The following is a 24,549-nucleotide window of genomic DNA, read 5'->3' as shown; positions in this document are numbered from 1 at the left end:
CAGCAGACGCTTGGCGGCTTTCGCGTTGCGACGGCTCTGAACCAGGATGTCGAGCACCATCCCATGCTGATCGACGGCGCGCCAGAGCCAATGCTTCCGGCCTGCAATGCTACATCATGGCTGATCACTTCAGCCGGGAAGCGGTGGCGAACGTAACGAGGATGATGGGTCGATTTCATCCCTCACATATGCCTCGATCCGGTCACTCTCCGGTTAACCTGACGATGCCGCCTGCCTTGCACGGTGAGCCCGTCATGTGACCGCGTTTGCCTCACCGCGCCCGAGTTCCGTTAACGTGACATCACCATCCTTGATCCCTGAGCCCAGAACGGATTGGCTAAAACTCTGAAACAGTAAATATGCGACGGATCCGGGTATCTTGGTCAGCTAACGACGATGGCTTCTCACGGGTTGTCCGCGTCCATCGATTGTGACGTCGTAGGATCGAACTGTGGCTCGACCCAGCAGTACGCGGCGTACCGAATCTCAGACCAGGCGGAGTGCGGCGGCGGTAGCGCAGGCAGCAGTGGGCGGCCGACCCGTTCGAACGTAACGCGTATCCGCACCAGTTTGCGGCCTCGGGTGAGCCGACGAGGCAGCAAAAACTCATCCTCACGAAAGCGGCGGGTCGACGTCAGAATTGCGGGCGACGGAGGATCCAACTCGCCCATGGGAAAGCTATGATAGAAAGTGGTGGAGCCTGCGAGGTACCAGATGCCAGCCTTCTCCCATATAGGCTCCGAGGCTGCGCCATCAGCGACCCACACGAGCGCTTTCTGGTCAGGCATGCCATAGTCCAGTGTGCGTCGCAACATGACACCTTGGTTGTCCGACCGGATAGCCAAGGTGAACTCGGACGTCCCGCGTGTGTACCGTACAAGCTGGGCCTCTTCCTGGCCAAATTCGTAGCTTGAGGTTAGAACCTGCGCTGGTGTTGCATCGGGGGAGTGATAGTTATGCGCGCTTTCGGATGCCGCGTCGCCAATGCGGAGTTCATCCGACTTCACGAGCGAGGCAGCGGGCAGGCCGTACCAATACGCAACCGTTCGATAGCGTTCGGACATATCATTGAGGCCGCCGTGCTCCAGTTGGATGCGGGCGTTCTTTCCGAACGGGAATAGGTCAGCCAGCAGGAACCGGTAGGCGGAGTGGACGAGATCGCTTGTATCGCGGGCATCGGCAGGCGTTGGCGCACCAATCGGGTGGCCGACGAATGGCAGCGTCATGGTCTGGCCGCCCCAATAGTCTCCGCCCCCGCCCCACTCTTCCGTGCCAGTACCATGCGCCTGGGGAGAGCGTGCATCATCGAAAAAGAAGCGCGGGTCACCCTCCAGGGTCCGGAGCTCGGCATTGTCGGTGAAAGTGAATGATGTGCCTATGAACGATCCTGACCAATTCTCGCTACCCTCGACACCGCGCGTATCAAGCAGCACATGGTCCGTGCCTGGCACTCCTGCGCCCTGATCCCGATAGGTTGCATGGAAGTAGCCGACGGTGGATGGCTGGTGCTCGAACGGCTCATAACGAACCTCAGCCTCAAGAATCACAGGATGTTCGAGCGCTGAGGGCGAGATCAGTTCAATCGATGCCGAACGGAAGAACGGCATCGGAAAGTAGCTCGCGAGATGCACGGCTTCTTCTGCGTAGCGGATATTGACCGGGAAAGCCTTAACCAGATACTCGACATTGTTTCGGTTGTACAGCAGGCCGGCGCCGAAGAAGAGCGCTAAGGGCGCATCAATCGAAGGCAGCTCTCTGTCATCCCAGGTGATGCGCAAATGCGCACCCGACAATGTCAGTGCGCGGTCGCGGGGCAGGCTGAGCTTCAATGCACGGATCGTTACAGGTCCCGCAAGCTGAAACAGGCGAAGTGAACGGCCAGGCTCAAGTGTCACGCGCTTTGTCTCGCGCGCAATATCGGTTGGTGCAATATCATCGCCGGATCTTCCGATCAATTGCAGGACTCTCGAATCGGGTGGAGTGAGCCAGTCGAGCGGCCGCGGCGGTGACACCGGAGCGTCATCGGCGAAATGGTGAAAGATGTAGTATCCCGTGCCGTAGAACGTCCGCTCATACGCCAGCCGCAGCGATCTCTCGAAGGGGATCGGCACCCAGTTCAGGTCTGATCCTTTCGTGGTCGGCCATGTCAACGCCAGTGGCGGCGGGAAGATCTTCGGGGGATCATATCTCGAGTCAGGCGAAGGATGGTGTGGATCGGCCGTGCTCGTCTCGCGCAAAACATGGTCGATGCTATCGACCTCATAATGCCAAGGGCTGCCGTGCCAGCGATTGGTCCGGACGAAGTGGAGAACACCCCGGCCCATGATATCGAGGGCGACATTGAAGTTTGGCCCCTCGCTGTAGAGGAAATGCGATGCGTCTGCTGTGCGGTTCAAACCGCCACGGTCGTAAGTCGAATGCATATAGCCGCGGATCCCAACCCGCTGATATGGCCACCGTGCCCATTGCAGGTACGCATCAAGTCCGAGCGGGGTGATCGGAGGCCACGACGGTGTGGCGTAGTCAGCGGCCGCTGCTGAAGATTTTCCGCTGTAGGTAGTATCTGCGTTCTGTGCCTCGGACTTACTCGCCTGAGCAAGGAGAATGGCTCCCAGCCCAGCTATGACGGCGAAACGCAGTCGAAGGTTCCGATCGGGTTTTGTAGTCTGCTCTGGCGATGTACAGACTCTCAATGCAGTTTGCCTTTGCTGGTTCTTTGGAAGATTTAGCATCACAATTCGGCTCTTTGAACCATCTCTCTGCCTCAGATCATCTCCTTGAACTGTCTGGCATGCCACGGCAACCATTCTCAAAAGCAGCCTCTCCAAGTTGGCAGGGTGGTGGGCTTGTCACGTTAACGGCCGTTGGACGCAATGAGACCTGGATGGCGGCATACGTGTTCAAGCGGCAGTGCCCGCCTCAACTTTCCATTCCGCCATGGCATGGAGGCGATGAAGATCGGTGGCAAGCGCAGAGCGGCGAGACTGGGGTGGTACGAAGAGGTTCCGGACGGCAGAGAACACCGCAGTAAACCTCTGTAAGCCTCCCGCCGATCGAAAACCTTGCATCGCCTGTTCTCATCGGCGTAAGGGCAGATGTGGATTTTTCGCACGGGTGTTCAGACCCTTCGAGCGGTGCTCAATCCTCGGCATGTCTGGCGCTGGGCGGCAGCGTAGGAGCTCAACTTATCGGTGATCATCCGTTGTGGAGGGCAGCCTTGCTTCTTCAGGAGGCGTTCTAGCACCCGCTTAGCCGCCTGGGGGTCGCGGCGGCTCTGGACAGTTTGGCCGAGGACGTATCCGTCCTGGTCGACGGCTCGCCAGAGCCAGTGCTTCTGGCCAGAGATTGTAGCCACGACTTCTTCGAGGTGCCAAATATCGCGGCGGGTCGGATCTTGCGTGATAGAACCAATCAACCTGGTCCAATTCTACCCAATGAGGCCATTCTCTCGAGGGGTGCATCGTTAGCACCACACTTACCATGTCTCGAGGGGAGGAACCTATGGCAGAAACACCCGAGAACCTACCCTCTGGCGCGGGCGAGATCGCGCAGTCCTACCCTGAGATCTGGGCTGCCTATGCAGCCCTCGGGAAAGCCTGCTCCGAGGCGGGCCCACTGGAGGACCGAACGCATCGCCTGGTCAAGCTCGCCCTGGCCGTCGGAGCGCTCTCCGAGGGCGCGGTGCATTCGCACGCCCACCGGGGCTTGGCTGAAGGCTTGTCAAAGGAAGAGCTCAAGCAGGTCGCGCTTCTTGCCCTTCCAACCCTTGGGTTCCCGCAGGGCGTGAAGGCACTCACATGGATTGAAGATATCACTGACCCGGCTTCGACTGACCGCACCCCATCGCCGTGAAACCATCCTTCAGCTATGCTGCCCCAAACGATGTCGTTCAACGCCAGCGGATCGTTCTCTCAAGAGTTTGCATGGCACAATGCAAGCTATCGAAAGGCCCAATTCAAGAAGAGCATGACGGCGAGCACAATCGCGATCATTTGCCAGACGAGCACGGGATTACGCTCGTAGAGTGGTTTGCGGTGAAAGGCAGTCGGCAGCGCTCGTGCGGAGCCATGCTCCAATTTAAAAGCCAGCTCAAGAACATCGCCGAAGCGCTCGCCCGGTTAAGCCGCAAGGGCGCGGGCGAGAACCTGATCCAGCCAGGCTGGCTGGTCGGGGCGGTGCGACGTCAATGGAGTGGATTTGCTGAACCGGGGCTGGGAGAATGGCTCAATCTCACCGTACGGGAAGGCCCGGCTGAACATGCGGTAGATCCTAACAGCTACCGCAAACCGATCCGATAAATCGTTGCCGGGTGCGCCGGTGAAGAGCTCGGGGGCCATGTAGCTTGGCGTGCCCAGTGCGTGCTCCAGGCAAAACCGTCCTGTCAATCGGCGTCCAAGTTTGGCTCTGACGCCGTTTTGGTGCACGAGTCGTCGTGACCTGTCATTCCGCTCCAACCAATCTGGCTTGCAGGAGATCGAGATGGCCTCTGCCGTACATCTGACGCTTCACGAGCTTGAGTTTCGTGATCTGGCCTTCGGTCTGACCGTTTGACCACGGCAACGTGATCGCCGCACGAACAGCCGCCTCATCCTTAGCGATGCCATTGGCGAACGAGGCTACGAGGCTTTGACGTGCTCGGGCGATCCATAACCTCAGGTCAGGCTCGCGGCCACTCCGGATCAGGGTCTGGAAGTCCGCAACCGTGTCGCGAGCACTGGCGAGAGCTGGCACGCCGCTTTGGATGGCGGCGATGGTCACGGTCTCCGTCTTGGAGAGCATGTCTCGCCCCGTACTCATCTGCCGGGCGATGGTCCTGGCGGATGGAATGCGCTGAAGCTGCTCGTCTCCGATCCGTTCAGCCCGACGGCGGCGGGTGGCCCATTCCCCCACAACGCGCAGCGAACCACGAAAGCCGCTGGCCCGCAGACGCCGCCAGAGCTCGGCACCATTGCGGCATCCTCCGGTCCAGAGGGCCTCAAGCAGCGGCCAGTATGCCTCAAGACTGCTCTCACGCAAACGGAAGACGTCGCTCCGGCCGCCCCGCAGGATCTGCCGTACCGTGCCGCGGCTCAGACCCGTTTGCCGGACGATCTGCTTGATCGGGACGCCGTCCGCGCCGAGAGCCATGACCGTTGCGTTGGTCTCCTCACGGCGCAAGTAGCCCTGGTACTGAATGCGTTCGGCACAGGTGAGAAGGTGCGAGTTGATTGTTGCCGATCCAATGACCTGACGGATCTGGCGCATCGACTTGCGGACAGCATCCAGAAAAGCGTGGCTGGCGTTCTCCATCAGGTGCCAGCGGTCGGCCACCTGCACCGCGTCTGGCAGCGCCTTGGCCGCGGCCTCGCCATAGCCACCGCCTCTGTCGCGGGCGACGACGGTAATCTCCGGGTGGGTGGCCAGCCATGCCTGTGCGGTGGCCTGCTCCCGGTCCGGAAGAAGCGATGCGATCCGCCGCCGTTCGAGATCACAGACGATGGTGCCATAGCGGCGATTGCGGCGCCAGGCCCAGTCATCGATCCCGATGGCGCTCAGCGGCTCGGAAGGACGGTGGACATGCCGGCGCACAATGCGCAGGAGCGTATCCTTGCTGACAGGCAGCATCAGCCGCCGGGCTAGACGTGTTGCGGGCCGACCGCCCAGAGCCAATCCGAGGTGGTGGGCAATGCCCTCGAGCCGGGCGGTGCGACGGGCATGACGGGCAATCACATCCGAGGCAAAGCGCTCGGTCAAGATCTGCCGTCCGCACCGCACAGCATCGCAGCGGAGCTGCCGCGCTCGGATCAGGAACTGGACGGGTCGACCGGCCGGCGGCAGGTCCGCCACGCGCCGGAGATAATGGCTATGCACACGCGAGGAGATCGTGCCGCACGAAGGGCATATGCCTGATCGGAAGCCGGAATGGACTGTGATGGTCACCTGCTGTGCGTCGGCGTGGATCTGGTCAACGATCAGGCCAGGCGGGATCAAAGCTGAGGGGCGCAGGCTTCGGTGCATGAGGCTGCCTCCTTCCGGAATACAGCATCAGTTCAGTCCTCAACTGCACCAAAAGTGCGTCAGAGCCAAGATTGCATGCCGAAACACACCTTGGCGACGGCACAGATCAGCCGTCTTCGCACCCGCCTCCTGCTCGCGCAGGATCGCCACGCCCTGCTCCTCGCTGAACTTCGATCGCTGCATCGTCCGGTCCTTCCATCGGGCAAGACTCTAGCTTCAAGTGGGCGAGTTTGCGGGGGGCAGAGCAGCCAGCCCAGCGTAAGTATGATCAATCCCAGTGACACAACACCGTGTCGATAGCTGCGTGGACGTCTACCTGAGGAACACCATCACGAGCCTGAACCGATCGCCCGAGCAGGAGCGCATCAATAAGGGTGGGGAAACCTTGCACTTTCGACTCGGCGAGCTCGCCCTCCTTCGCCGCGCGTTCGACGACCCTTCGAATGGCTACGCGATTCTTGGCGCGCTCCGCCGCTATGAGATCCTTGAGTGCTTCGTTCTGGCCCGACCATCCGGATGCGCCAGGGCCGATCAAGCATCCGGTCGGATGTCCGAGCGCTGATTGCATTCCGGGCTCTGTTGCATTAGTTGCTATAGGCCATAATGAGCCTACCGATGCGTCTTCCTCACGCGGCAAGACCGAACAAGTTGTTCACCATACGAATTACATCTAGCACGCCCGCATGCCTCAGCATGCAGTGACCTCGGCGGACCATTCGCATGATCTCGAACCCCTTCAGGGTCGTAGACGCGGTCTTCATTCGCTGGAACCCGCGAGCCGGCCGGATCATCCGCTTGATCGCGCCGTGATCCGCCTCGATGATGTTGTTTAAGTACTTTGACGTCCGATGCTCGACGTCTTTCGACAGCAACCCTTCATTCTGCAAGCGCCGAATTGCCTTCGGATACTCACTGCCTTCAAGGCTTTGCGCAGGAAGCGATAAGCCGCTCCAGCATCACGCCGCTCGGATAGCACGGAGGCGATCAGCTGCCCGTGCTTATCGACCGCTCGAAACAAGTACCGCCAGCATCCGCCAACTCGTACATAGGTCTCGTCCACGCACCATGACCCGGAACGGGATCCCTGGAAGCTGCGGACCCTCTTCTCGATTTCTGGCGCATAACGCTGAACCCAGCGGAAGATCGTGGATGGGTTCACATTGGTGCCTCGCTCTTGCATCATCTCGGTCAGATCGCGATAGCTGATCCCGTACTTGCAGTACCAGCGCACGCACAGCAGGATGATTCCAACAGGAAAACGGCGGCGCTTGAACAGAGGCATCGGGGCGGCTCCTTGACGAACCACCCCTCGTTGTACCGCCAAGGTTAATGCAACGGTGCCTCAGGAAACGTGTGGCCGATCGATAAGGAAATGCTCTTGAAGGTCATCCGCTAGAGGATGAAGACGTCTGCCTAGAGCCGGGAGACGGTAGGCTAGAGCTGTTTCCAAAGGCGTGGAAGCAGCTCTCTTTCTTGGTTTACCGCATTTTCAGGCGGCGAACCGAATTCACTTCGCCGGAGAGGGCTCAATCGCCCTGCCAAACCAAGCTGTTGAGATCGGCCGCCGAGTTGATGATCCCCTCTTTCTTCGCTGCGTCTACCCAGAAGCTCATTGTCTCCGGAGGCACGTTCTTCTCCCACCGGCCCAGAGCCATCTTCTCGATGACAGCCGGGGGAACCTTGGTGTTCGCTGCGATTGTTTCACGTACAATCTGAGGGTTCTTGAAATCATCCAAGGCCCGGTTGATGGCGCGACGGAAGCGTTTGGCAACCGCTCTGTTACCCTCGACATATGGCAGCATTGCTGCAACGCCCGAGAAGAACACAGGTGATTTCACGTCTGTGAAGTGGTACCCGAGCACACGGGCCCCTTGCTCCTTGCCGAGCGTAAGGAAAGGCTCGGTGGCACCCACAGCGCTCACTGTTTTGCTGCGAAGCGCAGCGATCATGTCCGGAAACGGGATCTCACGAAACGTGACGGATTTCGGGTCGACGTTGTGCTTTCGAAACCACTCCCGCATCGCCGTCCAGTCAGTATTATAGCTAAGGTTGGTCGCAACCGCTTTTCCTTTGAGGTCGGCCGCGCTCTTGATGTCCGGATCCATTGTCAGAACCGCATGAATCGGATCATCCGACGCTTGCGAGAAATTGAACGACACATAGGTGACCGGAATTCCTCCATTCCGGGCGTTCAGCACCCCGAGTGCGTCAGTGATACCGAACTGAAGGGCCCCAGACTGCAGTGCAGGAATGATCTGCCCGCCGCCAGCCATCGGCACGAGTTCGACGTCAAGATTTTCCTCCTTGAAGTAGCCCGCATCACGGGCGCGCCAAAAGTACGAATAGACGCCGATCGGAATATATCCGACCTTGATTTTCGTAATCTGTTCCTGTGCTCTTGCGTCCTGACTTGGAGCAACAGCACATAAGGCAATCGCGATGGTAACGGCGACAGCCGTCGTTAAGGTTCTCAGCTTCATTTCATGTCCTGTCAGTTGATGCCACAATGGTGCTTTTGTGCGCCTGCTGGCGCACCAAGGTGTAAACTCGGTGGCGCAAGTGTAAAAACTCGGGACTCTCCTTGGTCGAAAGTTGATCACGTGAACGAGGAAGATTGATCTCGATCTCCTCAACGACGCGTGCTGGCCTCGTCGAAAGCACGACGACCTTGTCCGCCATAAATACAGCTTCGTCGATATCGTGCGTTACGAGCAAGGCGGACAGAGACATTCGCCGGCAGATATCCATGACCATATCTTGAAGGTCAGTGCGGGTCTGGGCGTCGACGGACGCAAATGGCTCGTCAAGAAGAAGCAGCTGCGGCGTGACGACGATCGAGCGCGCTAGTGCGCAGCGTTGCTGCATTCCACCGGATAGCTGCCACGGATAGAGATCCGCGGCGTGCTCCAGACCCACGGAGCGCAGCGCAGCGAGGACGCGCTCAGCGCGGCCGTTTTTATCGCGTAAACCAAACGCGACGTTCTTACGAACAGTAAGCCAAGGAAAAAGGCTTCGATTGTAGTCTTGAAATACGATCGACAACCAAGAAGGCGGTTCTTTGAACTGCTGCCCCCGGTGAAGCACGGAGCCGGTGTCTGGCTGCATGAGTGATGCTATGCAACGCAGCAATGTCGTCTTGCCGCAACCCGACGGACCAACAACGGCTGTGAATTGTCCTGGCTCCACCTTGAACGTCACGTCCTGAAGGATTGGAGCGGACTCGTTGTAAGCCTTAGTTACACCTTCGACGCATATGATGGGTTGCACCAATGTGACTCCTACGCGCTTTTTGTATTGGACAGGCCACGCCAGCCCCGATGCCATGCTAAAACACGTTTCTCGAAAGTGAGGAGAAACAGGGTTAGTACCAGCCCGATCGTTCCGATCATCAAAACGCCCGCATAGACGTTCGCTGTTTGGAACAATCGCTGGCTACGAAGGATGTAGTACCCTAGTCCATTATCGGCCGCGATGAGTTCTGAGATCACCATCATCACCAGGGCGATACTGAGCGCGATACGGATGCCTGCAAAGATGAGTGGCGAAGCAGCCGGCAATGTGACCCGAAACAGTCGCTCCGCAGTTGATAGGCCGCAGATCCTGGCGACGTCCGTCAACAACTCCTCAGCGCGACGCGCGCCGTCGATCGCGGCAAGCAGGACCGGAAAGACCGAGCCGAATGCGATGACAAAGATGCGCATTGTGTCTGTCGCACCAAAGACCAGGAGAGCCGCTGGCAGGACGGCGACCGCAGGAATGAAGCGAAGATACTCGATCACCGGGCGGAGGAAGGGCTCGAACCAGCGCAGAGAGCCGATGACAATTCCAAGAACCGCGCCAAATAGAACCGCGATAGAAAAGCCGATCAATAATCGGAGGATGCTCGGAGCGACGGCGCTCCATAGAAGATCGCCCCAGAGGAGGTCCAGATATCTGGTGAAGATGAGTTGCAAGGGGGGTAAATGCGTCGTCGGGTTGGTCACCGCCGCCCATTGCCAAGCAACGAGCACCGCGAGAAGCGTCGAGACTTGCCAAGCAAGAGGGGCGATATTGGAGCGTTTACTGGTCACGGTTGTCGGGACTCCAAGGCAGGGCCACGCGCTCGATTGAAAGGAACAGGGTGTTGACCAAATACCCTGTCACACCTGTCACCAGGATCGCTGCCCACATCTCCGTGATCAGCCCATTTAGGCGAACATTTTCGATGTAGAAGCCAAGCCCTGGTTGGCCAGTGAGCATCTCGACGGTAATGGCGAGTACAAGTGCAATTGCCGAGGCTGTTCGCAGACCCGTAGCGACGGCCGGCAATGCGCTAGGAAGAACGATGCGGACGACTTGCATCAACCGGCTCAAGCCGAGCATGCGTCCTGTTTCGATGTAGCGCGGGTCCACACTCTCTACGCCGGCTTTGGTGGCAAAGAGAACAGGCCAAATACTCGCGAAAGCAATCATAAAGAGCTGCAGCTCAAGCCCGATACCAAGAATCGGCAAGGCGACAGGGATCATGGCGACGGATGGAATCGGGCGTAAGAACTCCAGGAGAGGCCGGGTTGCGATCTCCAAGCGCGGGAGCATTGCCAAGCTTACTCCGGCGACAACTCCCGCAATCCCTGCAATGAGGAGGCCTGGCGCCCAGGTGCTCATCGTTGCCAGAACAACGAAAAGCAACTCTCCACCCCATATGCCGCTTGCCGCTGCCTGAAGAATTGCAGCGAAAGAGGGCACGTCGCGAGGATCTACGATCCCCAGCATGCGAGCACTCTCCCAGAGCAGGACCGATAAAGCGATACCTGATGCGCCTTTAAGTACGTTCGCGAGCGGAATGTCGGCAACGAACCTTAAGGAGCGCATAAGACGACGCGGATTGTTTCGCATGGACACAGCCGAGATACTTGCCGTCGGTGGAGCAGAGAAACCCACGCTTTTCCATAACAAGGTACAAAATCCTCTCTGGAGCCGCTCGCCAAGCACGCTTGCATGAGGGCTGTAACAAGGGAGTACAGATTTGGCGCTGACCTGACTTGTTATTGACCTGTAAATTACCTCGCGGGCCGAGCCTGAAGTGGTTCGGCTTCTATCTCATGAAGAGAAACACGGTCATGAATGTACGTCAATAAGATTGACAGACAATCTTCCATTATGCAGATTCGGTTGGGGGCGGAACGACATTCATGATGAGGTGCTCCTAAGCGAGCTGCTCGTTGAGTGCCGTCATGGCTTTCGAAATGCCATTGTTTTCATGTTTCAGCGCGACTGACGGGCAGATGCGGAGGAACAACTCGTAGGACACTTCGAAAGTGAGTTCTTGAAAGCTAGCAGCCCGTTCAGCATCTGCTCAAAGGGGTTCACGCGATCTTCTCGAGCGGGCCCGGTCGTGTTTTGTGAGACGATCCAGGCGTTGGAAAGAGATTCGGTCCAGAGTGCGCCCGGCGCCTGCGTTGCAAGCAGGCGAGCCCTTGCGATGTCTGGTGACTGAACGAAATGCTCATCAACATCGCCGCTCACGCGCACCGGCTGTGGAAAGCCGCGACAGGCGCGCTCGCCTGACGCCAGCGAAGCAGGATTTGCTGCAGTGTTCGCAAGATTACCTCACATCACTCGCGTTCGGATAGGGACTCGCGTTTCACCTATGCATGGTCTCGCTGCCGGGTGTTGCTAAGCCCTTGCACAAAGGCGCTGTGCTCGCTGGTCTCGGATCAGATCGGTACGCTTGAGAAGGTGAAACAGGGAAATGCCGCAATTGCGGTCCCGCGATCACGAACTACAGGAGGAGGTTGCGCGACCGGCGGTGCCCGATGATCGTGGAGTACCTGAAGACAGCGCATCGGCCCCGCCATGGGCAGACCGTGCCGAATTGCCGATGAATCGCGCGGCAGGCCGGCACGAAATGCCTGGAGTTTGGGCAAATTGGCCTCAGCCTCGCGGCTTCCCCTGCGCGCGACTTTGGCCTGAAACTTGCTTGGCAGTTTGCTTGATGATTCATGTGAGCATCGACATCGAGAGTTCCCGTCAACTTGACGAAAGATACCCAAACAGGTCAGCGGCCCCTTCGTGTTGCGATCCTTGAGGAGGATAGCCTCAAGGCGGCCGTTCTGCTGGACGGGCTCCGGGAGGCCGGGATCGCGGACGTGGAAGTCATCGACACGATGACCCACATGCTGCGCCGGCTAAGCACCATCGATCCGGACGTGATCATCATCGGGCTTGAGAATCCCAGCCGCGACGTGCTCGAGCAGATGTTCCAGGTCTCCAAGCTCGTCTCCCGTCCTGTGGCCATGTTTGTGGACCAATCCGATGAGAGCATGATCCAGGCTGCGGTCGAAGCGGGCGTATCCGCCTATGTGGTCGACGGGCTGCGCAAGGAGCGGGTGAAGGCCATCGTCGATATGGCGATCAGCCGGTTCAAAGCATTCGACCGCCTGCAGCGTGAGCTGGCGGCAGCGCGCAACGAGCTGGCGTCCCGCAAGATCATCGAGCGGGCCAAGGGAATTCTGATGAGGACCCGGCAGCTGTCGGAGGCGGAAGCGTATGCGCTTCTTCGACAAACAGCCATGAACGAGAAAAGAAAGCTCGCCGAGATCGCGCAGAGCGTCGTTACGGCGGCTTCGCTTCTGGAGAAATAATCGCGTGTTGGATTCCCAAGCATCCGGAGAGTATCCCGTGCGTCAATCAGGACCGTTGGGTGATACCCCTGTCCGGAAGACCGGTCAGCCCTCGCAGGAGCGGTTGGTGCGCGCAGGCTTCATTCCACTCCTCGATATGGCGGTGCTTGTCGCGACGGAGGAGCAGGGCTTCGCCCGGCGTGAGGGCATCCGCCTGCAACTCGTCAAGGATGTGTCATGGTCGAATATCCGCGATAGGCTGGCCTTCCGGCAGTTCGACGTCGCCCACATGTTGAGCCCGATGCCGGTCGCCTCGCAGCTGGGGATCGGCTCGAACCCCTATGCGTGCTTCACACCTTTCAGCCTTGGGCGCGGGGGCAACAGCATGACGCTCTCACTCGACCTGTATCGCGAGATGCAGGCGGCCGCCGGCCTCGACGGCACGGAGGATGCGCTTGCAAATGCTCTTGCCTTGAAGGCAGTGATTGAACGGCGAAGACGTAGCGGCCGCAAGCCGCTGGTCTTCGCCATGACTTATCCGTTCTCGTCTCATAACTACGAATTCCGCTTCTGGCTGGCAGCCGGCGGCATCGACCCGGATGTCGACGTCATGATGACGGTGGTCCCGCCGCCGCTGACCGTGGATGCCATCGCCGCACGGGCGATCGACGGTTTCTGCGTCAACGCTCCCTGGAACATGATCGCAGTCGAGAAGGGCGTGGGCCGAATCGTCGCCACCAAAGCCGACATATGGCCGTCCGCCCCAGAGAAGGTGCTGGGCGTCAGCACCGACTGGGCGGACAAGAACCCGGAGACCCTGTCCCGCCTGATCGTTGCGCTGGATGCCGCCGCCCGCTGGTGCGACGATCCCGACAATCATGGCTGCCTAGCCCATATGCTGGGTGATCCGGCTTACGTGGGTGTCTCGCCGGATATGATCCTGCGCCTTCTGAAGGGGGAGATTACGGTCGACCCTGGCGGCAGAACGCGATCGACCAGGAATTACCTGATGTTCCATGGGCAGGCGGCCAATTTTCCTTGGCTCAGTCAGGCCCGCTGGATCTACAGTCAGATGGTCCGCTGGGGACAGGCTGCCTACGATGAGGCCTGCCTTCCCCGGGTTGAGGCGGCGTATCGGCCAGATATCTATCGCAGCGCACTCGCAGGCTCGGCAACGGCCGTTCCCGCCGTCGACAGCAAGGTGGAGGGCGCTGGATCCACTCCGACCGTCGTTCCTGCCACGGACGGGGACCTCATCCCGGACCCGGATGTGTTCATCGATCGGCGCGCCTTCGACCCGAGCGACATCCCAGGATACGTGAGCGGCTTTGCGATCAGGGCGAACGAGAGCGTTACGGCGGCGAAGTACGCAACCGGGCCAGAAAATAGGCGCCTTGTGCCCAAACAATCGACTTGAGCAAAGTCTGTGCAATGCTAACCTTTTCCCGAGATTTGGTCAGACAATGAAGTCGTGTCCAGCCCTGATCAGCAGTGCCGATCAACGATGATCGCCTGTGCGTGCCCTCTGACGAGGCATTTTCCCGACAACGACGTCGCATGATGGATTGCAGTGCCGTGACAGCGGCATGTGGTTCATCGCGCGGCGTTTTTTGCGTTCAGGCAAGGTTCTCACGACCGGCGAGCAACCTTGTCCGCAGGATATCCGGAGGTCATTGATGCTGCAGCCGTTGAGAAAGCCGACCGAAGCCGAACCGGGCCGCTTGGGCCGCCTCGCCAAGCTCCCGGTCTTCTTCGACTTGCGCGGCAAGCGGGCCGTGCTCATCGGCGGATCGCTGGGCGCCGCCTGGAAGGCGGAGCTTCTCGCCGCGGCGGGGGCCAATGTGGATGTCTATGCAACGGAGATCGGCCCCGAGATGGAGGCCCTGCTGGCGCGCGGAGCGGCAGATGGCCGCCTGACCCTGCACCGCAAGAGGTGGACGCCCGAGATCCTGAAGGATGCCACCCTCGCCGTTTCGGATCTCGAGGAGGAAGGCGAGGCGGCGGCCTTCGCTTCGGCGGCGCGGCGATCCGGCGTGCCGGCGAATGTGATCGATAAGCCCGGCTTCTGCGATTTTCAGTTCGGCTCGGTTGTCAACCGCTCACCGGTCGTTATCGGCATCTCGACCGATGGAGCCGCGCCGATCTTAGGCCAGGCCATCCGGCGTCGCATCGAGACATTGCTGCATCCGTCTCTGTCTTCATGGGCCTCGCTCGCCAAGGCGATACGGGTGCGCGTGATGGAGCAACTGTCTCCGGGGCCGTCGCGTCGTGCGTTCTGGGAGCGCTTCGCCGATCTGGCGTTCCAGGGCCGTCCGCCGGAGGCCATAGGATCGAGCGTTGATGCCGTCCTGGGACACATCGCATCGCAGCCTGTCGGAGCCGTGGGGCGGGTGACGCTTGTCGGCGCGGGGCCCGGCGATGCGGAGCTGCTAACCCTCAAGGCCGTACGGGCGCTTCAAGCGGCCGACGTCATTCTCTTCGACGACTTGGTCTCGGAGGACGTTCTCGAACTCGCCCGCCGTGAAGCGAAGCGCCTCATGGTGGGGAAGCGGGGAGGGCATGCGTCCTGCGCCCAGGACGACATCAACGATCTCATGACCCGTCTGGCCCTGCAGGGAAAGCATGTGGTTCGCCTGAAGTCGGGAGATCCCATGATCTTCGGCAGGGCCGGGGAGGAGATTGAACATCTGGAGCGCGCCGGAATCCCCGTGGAGGTTGTGTCGGGCATCACGGCCGGCATCGCGTTGGCATCGGCGCTAGGTGTATCCCTGACCCATCGCGACATGGCGCAATCGGTCCGGTTCGTGACCGGGTGTGCGAAGACGGGGCGCTTGCCGGCCGATCTGGATTGGCACGGCTTAGCGGATCCTCTCACTACGACAATCTTCTACATGGCTGGAGGAACGGCAGGCGCCATTGCAGCGCGACTGGTCGAGGAAGGTTTCCCTCCGGACACGCCTGCGGTGATGGTGTCGAGCGTGTCCCGAGGTGACGAGCGCTGGGCCGGGCCCATGTCGGAGCTCGGCGAGGCGAGCAGCCGACGCGATTCTGCGAAGCCGGTCATCATCGGCATCGGCCGCGTCTTCGGCAGGGCTGGTCTGTCGGGCCTCCGGTGTGTTCCCGCATCGGCTCGGCGGCTCCTCGTGGAAGCGTAAGCAAAGGACGACGGATCATGCTGCAGGGACGAAGGATCGCCGTGCCGGAAAGCCGCGAGCTCGATCTGTTCGCGAACATGCTCGAACGGAACGGCGCTATTGCTGTTCGCTGCCCGTTGGTGTCGATCCACGATGTGGAGGATGCCGCACCTGTTCAGGCATGGATCAGGCGGCTCGCCGAGGGGCGGCACGACAGCCTCGTTATCTACACGGGGGAGGGACTAAGTCGTCTCCTGGGGCTCGCGCGGCGCAGCGGGATCGAGGCCGAGGTGATTGCCGGCCTTCGGCGGACGCGCAAGATCGTCCGTGGACCGAAGCCCGCCAAGGTCCTGCGGAGCATCGGTCTTGCTCCGGACATCACGGCCGCGGCCCCCACTACCGCCGGATTGATGGCGACCCTGTCTGCGTTGGAGCTGAAAGGCAGTTGTGTCGGCGTGCAGCTTTATCCCGGAGGCGAGCATCTGCTGACCGCATGTCTGCGAGAGGCTGGCGCCAAGGCCGACCCCGTTCTCTGCTACCGCTATGCCTCCGAGGAGGAGGACGAGCAGGTTGCCCGCCTTATCGAGGATCTCATCACGGGGGCTATCGACATGATCGCCTTCACCAGCACGGCGCAGGTGCGTCGGCTTCAAGACGTCGCGCGACGGATCGGCCGGACAACGGAATTCAATGCGGCGATGCAGAGGGCTACGATTGCCGCTGTTGGCCCGGTCACCGCGCAGGCCGTCGAAGAAGAGGGCTGGCCTGTTTCGGTGATGCCGAAGGACAGCTTCCATCTCAAGCCTATGGTCGTGGCACTCGGCAGGAGGCTGGCTTCCGACGCGAGCACTACGCCTCCCGTCCGACCTTTGCAGCCAGTGCCCTGACACCCTCACCGTCGGCATGGAGCGCCTCGAGACCTTCGCGATAGGTGGGATAGAGAAGTTTCACCCCCAGCTCGCTCTTGATGCGGGTATTCCGAACCCGCTTGTTGTCCTGGTAGAAGGAGCGGGCCATGGGACTGAGATCGGCTGTTGCGAACGGGACCTCCGCGGGTGGCTCAAGCCCCAGCAGGTGAGCCGCATACGTCACCACGTCCTGGGGAGGGCTGGGCTCGTCATCGGCGACGTTGTAGACCGCGTTGCGGTTCGGGCGATCGATGGACGCCATAAGGACCTGCGCGATATCGGCGGTATGGATTCGGTTGAAAACCTGTCCGGGCTTGATGAGCCGCTGAGCCGTTCCTTCCGCGAGTTTCAGGAGAGCGTTGCGTCCTGGCCCGTAGATGCCAGCCAAGCGGAAGATCTGGACCGAGAAGGCTGCGTCCTTTCCGAGATCGAGCCATTGCCCCTCGGCGGCGATTCGATGACGCGAGCGCTCGTTGACAGGGCTCAGCGACGTATTCTCGTCGACCCATGCGCCGGCGACGTCACCGTAGACGCCGACGGTCGAAAGATATCCGATCCAGCGCAGGCGAGGGGCCGACGTGATGGCATCGAGAAGCGATCTCAGGACGGGATCGGATCCGAAGGCGGGCGGTATTGCCACGAGCAGGGCATCGGCGCGGCCTATCTCGGCGAGAATGGCGGGATCATATCTTTCTCCATCGAAGAAGGAGGGAACAATCCCGGCGGCCCTCAAGGCTTCCGCCTTCCTATCGGAGCGAAAGGTGCCGCCGATCCGCTCGAAGTATTGGCGGTAGGTGCCGATAAATTGCTGTGCCGTGTAACCGGCTCCGAAGACGAAAATATTCATGACGAGACAAGGCAGGAATGTCCGAGGGTTGACTGGAGTTTATCGATAAGAGTGAGAACCGGCAAATCTTCGATCCGGGCCTAGCAACCTGTGTGCTCTTCCTTTGCTGGGAAGGATTATCAGCAAACGTAAACGGTCACGCTGATCAGTCCAAGGGCATGGGGCTGACCGCATGTTAGCCACTGTGCTCAAATTATCTCCTTGAGCAAAATGCGTGCACTCGTTAATTTTCAAGACCAACGCGGGTCGCGACAACGAAGTCCAAAGACCTCGCTCGACCGTCTGACCAGGGATGTCAGACTGTTTGCCTCTCATCCGGCATTGCTCCGACAACGACGTCGCATGAATCGATTGGGTGCTGCGCAAGCCGCACGTGGTCACTTCAGGCGGCGATATCGTGCTTGCATCATCGTGTCAGGGAGACGCCGTCGATTTTCTACATTCTCAGGGAGACTGGGATGCCCAAGAAGCTCGTCGTCATCGGAAACGGTATGGCTGCAGGCCGTGTGCTGGAGGAGATATTCGATCGCGCTCCCGATCTATACGAAGTCACCATTTTCGGCGCTGAGCCGCGCGTCAACTACAATCGCATCATGCTCTCGCCGGTCCTGTCGGGCGAGAAGGGCTACGAGGACATCATCATCCATGACGACGCGTGGTATGAGGCCCATGGGATCACCCTAAATCGCGGCAAGCAGATTGTGCAGATCGATCGTGACGCGAAATGCGTAAGGGCCGCCGACGGAACAACGGCGGACTACGATCAGCTTCTGATTGCGACAGGCTCGCTGCCGTTCATCGTTCCCGTTCCAGGGGCGAGCTTGCCCGGAGTGGTCACTTACCGCGATCTGGATGATGTCAACACTATGCTGGCTGCGGCGCGAAGGGGAGGGCGGGCCATTGTCATCGGCGGCGGCCTCCTCGGGCTCGAAGCTGCTGCGGGCCTGAAGGCGCAGGGCATGGACGTGACCGTCCTCCACCTCATGTCGACCTTGATGGAGCGCCAGCTCGATCCATCGGCTGGGTATCTCCTGGGCCGCGCGATGGAGGAGCGTGGCATCGCGGTTCGCTGCAACGCGAACACCCGAACGATTCTCGGCGAAACGCATGTCACCGGGGTCATGCTCGATGACGGCACCGAGCTTCCCGCCGATATGGTCGTCATGGCTGTCGGCATCAGACCCAACGCAGTTCTCGCCAAGGAGACGGGGTTAGAGACGAACAGGGGCGTCATCGTCGGCGACGACATGCGCACCAGCGATCCCAACGTTTTCGCCGTCGGTGAATGCGTGGAGCATCGGGGAACCTGCTACGGTCTCGTCGCACCGCTCTACGAGATGGCGAAGGTGGTTGCCGCGCAGCTCGCAGGCGATTTAACGGCCGCTTATGCCGGATCCGTCACGGCAACGAGGCTGAAGGTCACCGGCATCGACCTCTTCTCGGCAGGGGATTTCAGCGAAGCCAGCGACACGCAGGACATCGTCTTGCGCGACGTGGCCCGCGGGATCTACAAGCGCGTCGTCCTCAGGAACGACCGTATCGTCGGCGTGGTTCTCTATGGTGAAACGGCGGACGGTGCGTGGTTCTTCGATCTCATGCGCCAGGAAACCGACATGTCGGACCTGCGCGACACGCTGATCTTCGGCCAATCCTATGGGGGAGGCGCGGCGCTCGATCCGGTGGCCTCTGTCGCCGCCTTGCCGGACAATGCGGAGATCTGTGGCTGCAACGGCGTGTGCAAAGGCAAGATCGTTCAGACGATCAACGACAAAGGCCTGTCCACCCTCGCCGACGTGCGGGCTCATACTAAGGCCTCGGCGTCCTGCGGAACCTGCACCGGCCTGGTCGAGCAGGTGATGGCGCTGGCCCTCGGGGACAAGTTCTCCCGTGTCGCCACCGATCCCATGTGCGGCTGCACCGACTTCGACCATGACGAGGTGCGTCGTCTCATCCGAGCGGCGAAGCTGACATCGATCCCGGCGGTCATGCAGGAACTCGGGTGGAAGACCTCCTGCGGGTGTGCCAAGTGCCGCCCGGCTCTGAACTATTATCTTCTGTGCGAGTGGCCGGAGGAGTACGAGGACGACGGCCGCTCCCGCTACATCAACGAACGCGTTCACGCCAACATCCAGAAGGACGGCACATACTCGGTCGTTCCGCGCATGTGGGGCGGCCTCACCAATCCACGGGAACTTCGCGCGATCGCGGACGTCGCGGAGAGATATAATATCCCGACCGTGAAGGTGACGGGTGGTCAGCGCATCGATCTCCTAGGCGTACGCAAGGAGGACCTTCCCGCCGTCTGGGCCGACCTCAACCAGGCCGGAATGGTCTCGGGGCATGCCTACGCCAAGGGGTTGCGCACGGTGAAGACGTGCGTCGGCAAGGAATGGTGCCGCTTCGGGACGCAGGATTCTACGGGTCTCGGCATCAAGATCGAGAAGTTCATGTGGGGCTCTTGGACGCCCGCGAAAGTCAAGATGGGCGTCTCGGGCTGCCCGCGAAACTGCGCCGAGGCGACGTGCAAGGATGTGGGCGTAATCTGCGTTGATTCAGGGTTCGAGATCCATTTTGCAGGTGCGGCCGGCCTGCACATCAAAGGCACGCAACTGCTCTGCAAGGTTGCGGAGGAAGACGAGTGCATCGAGGTCATCGTGGCCCTGACACAGCTCTATCGCGAGCAGGGCCGCTATCTAGAGCGCATGTACAAATGGGCCGACCGTGTCGGCCTGGATGCGATCCGCGCGATCGTGGTTGATGAAAGCGAGAAGCGCCGTGCTCTCTTCGAGCGCTTCGAAATCTCGCAGCGCAGGGCGCAGGTCGACCCGTGGGCCGAACGTGCGGCCGGACGCGATGCGCACGAATTCAACCCCATGGCGAACTTCACTTTGGCGGAGGCGGCGGAATGAGCGAATGGATGGATGTAGGAGCAGTCGACGACGTGCCGGCTCTCGGATCGCGCGTCGTGCAGGCGCCCGGAGGGAATATCGCGGTGTTCAAGGCGGCGGACGGAACACTCTTCGCACTTCGGGATCGCTGTCCTCACAGGGGCGGTCCCCTGTCGCAGGGCATCGTGCACGGCCATTCCGTGACTTGTCCGCTGCACAACTGGGTGATCAGCCTAGAGAGCGGCGAGGCGCAGGGCGCGGATCAAGGATGCGCCCACAAGATTCCGCTGCGGATCAACGGCGCGCGCATCCTGCTCGCAGCCTCCGCCCTCATGGCCAGAGCAGCGTAAATGCCACCACAGGCTCATTCGGGCACGACCACCATTGCAGCCACTTGCTGAACTTCGGCTGCACCGCATTCAGGGAAAGGAACTTCGATGGCTTACCTCGCACCTGCCGAATTCGTCACCAAGATGGTCGATGCCGGCGAATCCAAGATTTTCATGTCGACTCGGGACACGGTGATCCGAGCTTATATGGCCGGCGCCATTCTGGCGCTTGCCGCCGCCTTCGCAGTCACCATCAACGTCCAGACCGGTCAGCCGCTCGCCGGCGCAATCCTGTTTCCGGTGGGCTTCTGCATGCTCTACCTGATGGGCTTCGACTTGCTCACCGGCGTCTTCATGCTCGCTCCCCTTGCTCTCATCGATAAGCGGCCCGGCGTGACCGTGGCCGCTATCCTGCGTAATTGGGGCCTGGTCTTCGTCGGAAACTTCGCGGGCGCCTTCACGGTAGCGGTGATGATGGCGATCATCTTCACGTTCGGCTTCACCCAGGCGCCCGATGCGGTCGGGCAGAAAATCGGCGTGATCGGGGAGGGCCGCACAGTAGGATACGCGTCCCATGGCGCAGCGGGCATGCTCACGCTCTTCATCCGCGGGGTGCTCTGCAATTGGATGGTGGCGACCGGCGTGGTCGGCGCGATGATCTCGACCTCGGTCTCTGGCAAGGTGGTCGCCATGTGGATGCCGATTATGTTGTTCTTCTACATGGGTTTCGAACATTCCATCGTCAACATGTTCCTCTTTCCTTCAGGCCTCCTGCTCGGCGGCAACTTCTCGGTTATGGATTATCTGATCTGGAACGAGATCCCCACCGTTATCGGCAATCTTGTCGGTGGCCTCGCCTTCGTCGGATTGACCCTCTATTCGACCCATATGCGCACCGGCGCGAAGCGCAAAGCCGATCTCCGAGTGGGCATGGCCGCTGTCCCGGCCGAGTGATCAGACGCGGATTGGAGTCCCGCCCGGGTGCGGGACTTCCATTGACGGTGGTTCGATGACGTGCCCCTGACGATCCCGATCGGGCAGCATTCCGAAAAGGGCAGGAGACTGATCAGGATGAAAAGGTGGGTGAGATCGTGCTGATGCGGCGGGTCTCACGCCGCCACTTCTCATCACGGCGGAGATAAACTTCCAGGTGCGCTACAGAGCGGCAGCATGGATCTTGACGCACTTGCGACCGGCACGCTTGGCTGCATAGCAGGTCTCGGACGCCTAGTGCACGACGAACTTTGATCGAGGCGTACTTTTCATTAAGTTGAGCGACGCCGATGCCGGCGGCAAAATGCTGCCCGTTCCAGCTCAGGCTCAGATTCCTCACGGCCGCGATCAGACGCTGGCATAGGGTTTCAGCGGCGTAATGAGTGTCGTGACCGGAGGGACAGGCCGAACTCATCACCCCAAATCTTGAGAAGGCCGTTCGGCGGCCCGCGCTGCGGGGTTGGTGACGCTTTCCATCTATCGAGAGAATCGTTGAACCGTGGCCCGTAACATCATTTCACTGTCTCCTTCGCTGATCATCAGGACTTCGTTCGATGATTTCAAACTGGGTGCCTGATCTCGACAGAGAATTTCCGGACTAAGAGTGCCGGTCACTCGAGCCTCACATCCACGAACTTATGTATAGACATGTTTCACTAAAGATGTTTTGTTTTCCGCCAAGGATAGAAGATGAGAGGGAAAATGCCGAGCCGAGACATTTTCGATCTCAGCGGTCGCCGCGCGGTCGTCACAGGTGCAAGTCGAGGACTGGGCCAAGCAATCGCTGTAGCGCTCGCCCAGGCAGGGGCGGACGTCGCCATCACCTCGCGGTCGCTCTCATCTCTCGCGGAAACATCTGATCAGGTTCGGGCCCTCGGGCGGCGCTGCTTTGCCTACGAGCAGGATGTCCGAAATGTCGCATCCTGTTCGAGCGCGATTCAGGTGGCATCTGAGGCGCTCGGTGGACTGGACATCCTCGTGAACAACGCCGGCTTCGAAAACATCAGGCCGTCACTGGAAGTCGACGAAGCCCTATGGGAGAGCATCGTTTCCACGAACCTGAAGGGTGCGTTTTTTTGTTCTCAGGCGGCAGGCCGAATCATGTCGAGCCAGAAGAGCGGGTCGATTGTCAATCTGTGCTCGCTCACATCCTATGTTGGTGTTCCAACCGCAGTCCCTTATGGCTCCTCGAAGGCTGGATTGCTTGGCATGACGAAGGCTTTGGCTGCTGAATGGGCTCCCGACAACATAAGGGTGAATGCGATCGCTCCCGGTTATTTTCGAACCAGCATGACCGAGGTGTTTTATGCAGATCAGGATTGGCAGGATCGCATGCTGGCGAAGATACCTCAGGGCCGCTTCGGAGAACTCGCCGATATCGGCGGCGTCGCCGTATTTCTGTGCAGCGACGCCGCTGCGTACGTGACAGGCCACTGCATCCCGGTGGATGGCGGCTTCTTAGCCTCGATCTGACGCCCAGCTTGAAGGCGGCTCGCCGGATGAGAAAATCACAGACCGGTCTCGACAATACATGGTGGGCGTCTTAGCAGATGCGCTAGAGGGCCGGAGATGCTTGTGCCCGTAACATGGTATCGAATGGACGCTTGAGGATACAGTTTGCCAGGATTTCTATCCTGCAGCCTTCTTCAGCATTCAAAGGATTTGGTCGTAACGAGGGTAACTAGGGAGAGTGATGTGAGCTTTACCGCAATGGCGAGCAGAGCACAGAACTCTGTAACTCCGATTGCTGTTTCCGTGAGAAACGTTGGGATGACCTTCGGAGATTTCCAAGCGGTAAAAGATACATCCTTCGATCTGCCTAAGGGCAAGTTTCTGACGATCCTCGGCCCTTCGGGCTCTGGCAAGACCACCCTCCTTCGGCTCATCGCGGGCTTTGAGAAGCCCACAGTGGGCGAGATCTTCATTAACGGCCAGCCGGTCAACGCCGTCCCGCCGTACAAACGCGCGATCGGGATGGTCTTCCAGAAACTCGCGCTTTTTCCTCACATGACAGCCGCGGAGAACGTTGCGTTCCCGCTCAAGATGCGCCGGCATGACGCCCGCAACATCGGCAAGCAGGTGGAGCGCTATCTGGAGCTTGTCAAACTTGGAGGTTACGGAACTCGCAGGATCCACGAGCTTTCAGGAGGGCAGCAGCAACGCGTCGCTATTGCCAGGGCGCTCGTGTTCGAGCCGGATCTTCTCCTGCTTGACGAGCCACTGGCGGCTCTGGACGTCAAGCTCCGAGAGGAGATGCAACTGGAGTTCCGGCGGATCCAGAAAGAGCTCGGTGTCACAACGATCAATGTCACACACGACCAGCGTGAGGCCTTGGTCGTATCCGACGAGATCATTATCATGAACGATGGTGCCATCCAGCAAAAGGCACAACCGGTGCGGGCCTACCGGGCGCCCGAAAACCCTTTCGTCGCCCACTTCATCGGTGTGACGAACTTCATCGAAGCCGTCGCCGTCTCCGCCAACGGAAGCACTGTCACTCTCACCTGCAAGGGGCGTGAGCTCGTCGGCGTCCTGGCGGCAGGCAGTGCCGGCCTGGCGCAGGCTGCTCGCTGCACATGCGCCATCCGAGCTGAGCAGGTTCGTATCGCCCCGTCACAGGACAGGCTCGGCAAGCTGGAAACGCAAGTGAGAGGACAGGTCAACGACGCGATCTTCGAAGGCGAGCGCATCGTTTACGAAATCAAGGTGGCGGAGCTTGGCGACGTACTCATGAAAGTCTTCGATCATGATCCTGTCGGTCATCTCCAATTCGGCCCGGGTGACATCGTTCATCTCGGGTGGAATGCGAAGGATCTTCATGTCTTCGCAAAGTAAGGTCGAGAATCCAAGC

General features: G+C 60.0%; 19 protein-coding genes and 4 pseudogenes. 11 read left to right on the top strand and 12 right to left on the bottom strand.

Annotated elements, in window-relative coordinates:
- From E4K09_RS30500 to E4K09_RS24370, 3 genes and pseudogenes are all read right to left on the bottom strand, one after another.
- Positions 1–111, bottom strand: a pseudogene (locus tag E4K09_RS30500) (DDE-type integrase/transposase/recombinase); the annotation flags it as partial.
- Between the two features lie 293 nt (positions 112–404).
- The gene (locus tag E4K09_RS24375; protein WP_166802492.1) at positions 405–2,423 is read right to left on the bottom strand and encodes a DUF2961 domain-containing protein; all 2,019 of its coding nucleotides are present in this window, start codon (positions 2,421–2,423) and stop codon (positions 405–407) included.
- Positions 2,424–2,900: 477 nt separating this feature from the next.
- Positions 2,901–3,391 (bottom strand): annotated as a pseudogene (locus E4K09_RS24370) (IS6 family transposase); the annotation flags it as partial.
- 110 nt (positions 3,392–3,501) lie between these two features.
- On the opposite strand from E4K09_RS24370, the gene E4K09_RS24365 reads away from it, so the two are divergent.
- Together E4K09_RS24365 and E4K09_RS24360 are read left to right on the top strand one after the other, a co-directional pair.
- A complete protein-coding gene (locus E4K09_RS24365; protein WP_134500235.1) occupies positions 3,502–3,852 on the top strand; it encodes a carboxymuconolactone decarboxylase family protein in 351 nt (116 codons plus the stop codon).
- 71 nt (positions 3,853–3,923) lie between these two features.
- On the top strand, positions 3,924–4,298 hold the full coding sequence (locus E4K09_RS24360) for a hypothetical protein (RefSeq protein WP_134500234.1): 375 nt from the start codon (positions 3,924–3,926) through the stop codon (positions 4,296–4,298).
- Positions 4,299–4,440: 142 nt separating this feature from the next.
- On the opposite strand, the gene E4K09_RS24355 is transcribed toward E4K09_RS24360, so the two are convergent.
- The 8 genes and pseudogenes from E4K09_RS24355 to E4K09_RS24320 form a co-directional block, all read right to left on the bottom strand.
- Entirely contained in the window at positions 4,441–5,997 is a 1,557-nt protein-coding gene (locus E4K09_RS24355) for an ISL3 family transposase (RefSeq protein WP_134500233.1), read from the bottom strand.
- An 84-nt stretch (positions 5,998–6,081) separates the two neighbouring features.
- Positions 6,082–6,180, bottom strand: a pseudogene (locus E4K09_RS24350) (transposase); the annotation flags it as partial.
- An 85-nt stretch (positions 6,181–6,265) separates the two neighbouring features.
- Positions 6,266–6,565 (bottom strand): hypothetical protein, encoded by a 300-nt coding sequence (locus E4K09_RS24345; protein ID WP_134500231.1) that lies wholly within the window; start codon positions 6,563–6,565, stop codon positions 6,266–6,268.
- Between the two features lie 58 nt (positions 6,566–6,623).
- Positions 6,624–7,279: pseudogene (locus E4K09_RS24340) on the bottom strand (IS6 family transposase).
- Positions 7,280–7,523: 244 nt separating this feature from the next.
- Positions 7,524–8,477, bottom strand: a complete 954-nt coding sequence (locus E4K09_RS24335) for an ABC transporter substrate-binding protein (RefSeq protein WP_134500230.1) — start codon at positions 8,475–8,477, stop codon at positions 7,524–7,526.
- Between the two features lies 1 nt (position 8,478).
- Positions 8,479–9,264: an ABC transporter ATP-binding protein gene (locus tag E4K09_RS24330; RefSeq protein WP_244610665.1), complete on the bottom strand. Its 786-nt coding sequence runs from the start codon at positions 9,262–9,264 to the stop codon at positions 8,479–8,481.
- Between the two features lie 11 nt (positions 9,265–9,275).
- Positions 9,276–10,067, bottom strand: a complete 792-nt coding sequence (locus E4K09_RS24325; protein ID WP_166802490.1) for an ABC transporter permease — start codon at positions 10,065–10,067, stop codon at positions 9,276–9,278.
- Positions 10,057–10,749 carry an ABC transporter permease gene (locus E4K09_RS24320; protein ID WP_166802489.1) on the bottom strand — a complete coding sequence of 231 codons (693 nt, stop codon included), beginning with the start codon at positions 10,747–10,749 and terminating at the stop codon, positions 10,057–10,059. The genes E4K09_RS24325 and E4K09_RS24320 overlap by 11 nt, the downstream gene beginning before the upstream one ends.
- A gap of 1,262 nt (positions 10,750–12,011) precedes the next feature.
- On the opposite strand from E4K09_RS24320, the gene E4K09_RS24315 reads away from it, so the two are divergent.
- The 4 genes from E4K09_RS24315 (at position 12,012) to E4K09_RS24300 (ending at position 16,620) form a co-directional block, all read left to right on the top strand.
- The gene (locus E4K09_RS24315) at positions 12,012–12,620 is read left to right on the top strand and encodes an ANTAR domain-containing response regulator (protein WP_134500226.1); all 609 of its coding nucleotides are present in this window, start codon (positions 12,012–12,014) and stop codon (positions 12,618–12,620) included.
- Between the two features lie 55 nt (positions 12,621–12,675).
- Positions 12,676–14,016, top strand: coding sequence for a CmpA/NrtA family ABC transporter substrate-binding protein (locus E4K09_RS24310; protein ID WP_244610664.1), 1,341 nt, complete (start codon positions 12,676–12,678; stop codon positions 14,014–14,016).
- Between the two features lie 259 nt (positions 14,017–14,275).
- The gene (gene cysG / locus E4K09_RS24305; RefSeq protein WP_134500224.1) at positions 14,276–15,754 is read left to right on the top strand and encodes a siroheme synthase CysG; all 1,479 of its coding nucleotides are present in this window, start codon (positions 14,276–14,278) and stop codon (positions 15,752–15,754) included.
- Positions 15,755–15,771: 17 nt separating this feature from the next.
- Complete coding sequence (locus E4K09_RS24300) at positions 15,772–16,620, top strand: uroporphyrinogen-III synthase (protein ID WP_134500223.1); 849 nt, start codon at positions 15,772–15,774, stop codon at positions 16,618–16,620.
- Here the strand turns inward: E4K09_RS24300 and E4K09_RS24295 are convergent.
- Complete coding sequence (locus E4K09_RS24295; protein ID WP_134500222.1) at positions 16,583–17,488, bottom strand: SDR family oxidoreductase; 906 nt, start codon at positions 17,486–17,488, stop codon at positions 16,583–16,585. The genes E4K09_RS24300 and E4K09_RS24295 overlap by 38 nt on opposite strands.
- A gap of 458 nt (positions 17,489–17,946) precedes the next feature.
- On the opposite strand from E4K09_RS24295, the gene nirB reads away from it, so the two are divergent.
- From nirB to E4K09_RS24270, 5 genes are all read left to right on the top strand, one after another.
- Positions 17,947–20,397, top strand: coding sequence for a nitrite reductase large subunit NirB (gene nirB / locus E4K09_RS24290; protein WP_134500221.1), 2,451 nt, complete (start codon positions 17,947–17,949; stop codon positions 20,395–20,397).
- Complete coding sequence (gene nirD, locus E4K09_RS24285) at positions 20,394–20,726, top strand: nitrite reductase small subunit NirD (protein ID WP_166802488.1); 333 nt, start codon at positions 20,394–20,396, stop codon at positions 20,724–20,726. Before nirB ends, nirD begins: the two co-directional genes overlap by 4 nt.
- 87 nt (positions 20,727–20,813) lie before the next feature.
- Positions 20,814–21,659, top strand: coding sequence for a formate/nitrite transporter family protein (locus tag E4K09_RS24280; protein ID WP_134500220.1), 846 nt, complete (start codon positions 20,814–20,816; stop codon positions 21,657–21,659).
- Positions 21,660–22,400: 741 nt separating this feature from the next.
- The gene (locus tag E4K09_RS24275; RefSeq protein ID WP_134500219.1) at positions 22,401–23,171 is read left to right on the top strand and encodes an SDR family NAD(P)-dependent oxidoreductase; all 771 of its coding nucleotides are present in this window, start codon (positions 22,401–22,403) and stop codon (positions 23,169–23,171) included.
- Between the two features lie 237 nt (positions 23,172–23,408).
- A complete protein-coding gene (locus E4K09_RS24270; protein ID WP_134500239.1) occupies positions 23,409–24,533 on the top strand; it encodes an ABC transporter ATP-binding protein in 1,125 nt (374 codons plus the stop codon).
- The last annotated feature ends 16 nt before the right edge of the window (positions 24,534–24,549 follow it).

The sequence above is a fragment of the Microvirga pakistanensis genome (assembly GCF_004458765.1).
GTDB classification, from domain to species: Bacteria; Pseudomonadota; Alphaproteobacteria; order Rhizobiales; family Beijerinckiaceae; genus Microvirga; species Microvirga pakistanensis.
This window is presented reverse-complemented; position numbering and strand designations above follow the sequence as displayed.

What these genes read in the sequence shown, in the direction of transcription:
- E4K09_RS24355 (WP_134500233.1), bottom strand. Translation starts at nt 5,997, where the DNA reads ATGCACCGAAGCCTGCGCCCCTCAGCTTTGATCCCGCCTGGCCTGATC.
- nirD (WP_166802488.1), top strand. Translation starts at nt 20,394, where the DNA reads ATGAGCGAATGGATGGATGTAGGAGCAGTCGACGACGTGCCGGCTCTC.
- E4K09_RS24360 (WP_134500234.1), top strand. Translation starts at nt 3,924, where the DNA reads ATGGCACAATGCAAGCTATCGAAAGGCCCAATTCAAGAAGAGCATGAC.
- E4K09_RS24270 (WP_134500239.1), top strand. Translation starts at nt 23,409, where the DNA reads ATGGCGAGCAGAGCACAGAACTCTGTAACTCCGATTGCTGTTTCCGTG.
- E4K09_RS24295 (WP_134500222.1), bottom strand. Translation starts at nt 17,488, where the DNA reads ATGAATATTTTCGTCTTCGGAGCCGGTTACACGGCACAGCAATTTATC.
- E4K09_RS24365 (WP_134500235.1), top strand. Translation starts at nt 3,502, where the DNA reads ATGGCAGAAACACCCGAGAACCTACCCTCTGGCGCGGGCGAGATCGCG.
- E4K09_RS24300 (WP_134500223.1), top strand. Translation starts at nt 15,772, where the DNA reads ATGCTGCAGGGACGAAGGATCGCCGTGCCGGAAAGCCGCGAGCTCGAT.
- E4K09_RS24345 (WP_134500231.1), bottom strand. Translation starts at nt 6,565, where the DNA reads ATGCAATCAGCGCTCGGACATCCGACCGGATGCTTGATCGGCCCTGGC.
- E4K09_RS24375 (WP_166802492.1), bottom strand. Translation starts at nt 2,423, where the DNA reads ATGCATTCGACTTACGACCGTGGCGGTTTGAACCGCACAGCAGACGCA.
- E4K09_RS24280 (WP_134500220.1), top strand. Translation starts at nt 20,814, where the DNA reads ATGGCTTACCTCGCACCTGCCGAATTCGTCACCAAGATGGTCGATGCC.
- E4K09_RS24320 (WP_166802489.1), bottom strand. Translation starts at nt 10,749, where the DNA reads ATGCTGGGGATCGTAGATCCTCGCGACGTGCCCTCTTTCGCTGCAATT.
- E4K09_RS24275 (WP_134500219.1), top strand. Translation starts at nt 22,401, where the DNA reads ATGCCGAGCCGAGACATTTTCGATCTCAGCGGTCGCCGCGCGGTCGTC.
- cysG (WP_134500224.1), top strand. Translation starts at nt 14,276, where the DNA reads ATGCTGCAGCCGTTGAGAAAGCCGACCGAAGCCGAACCGGGCCGCTTG.
- E4K09_RS24335 (WP_134500230.1), bottom strand. Translation starts at nt 8,477, where the DNA reads ATGAAGCTGAGAACCTTAACGACGGCTGTCGCCGTTACCATCGCGATT.
- nirB (WP_134500221.1), top strand. Translation starts at nt 17,947, where the DNA reads ATGCCCAAGAAGCTCGTCGTCATCGGAAACGGTATGGCTGCAGGCCGT.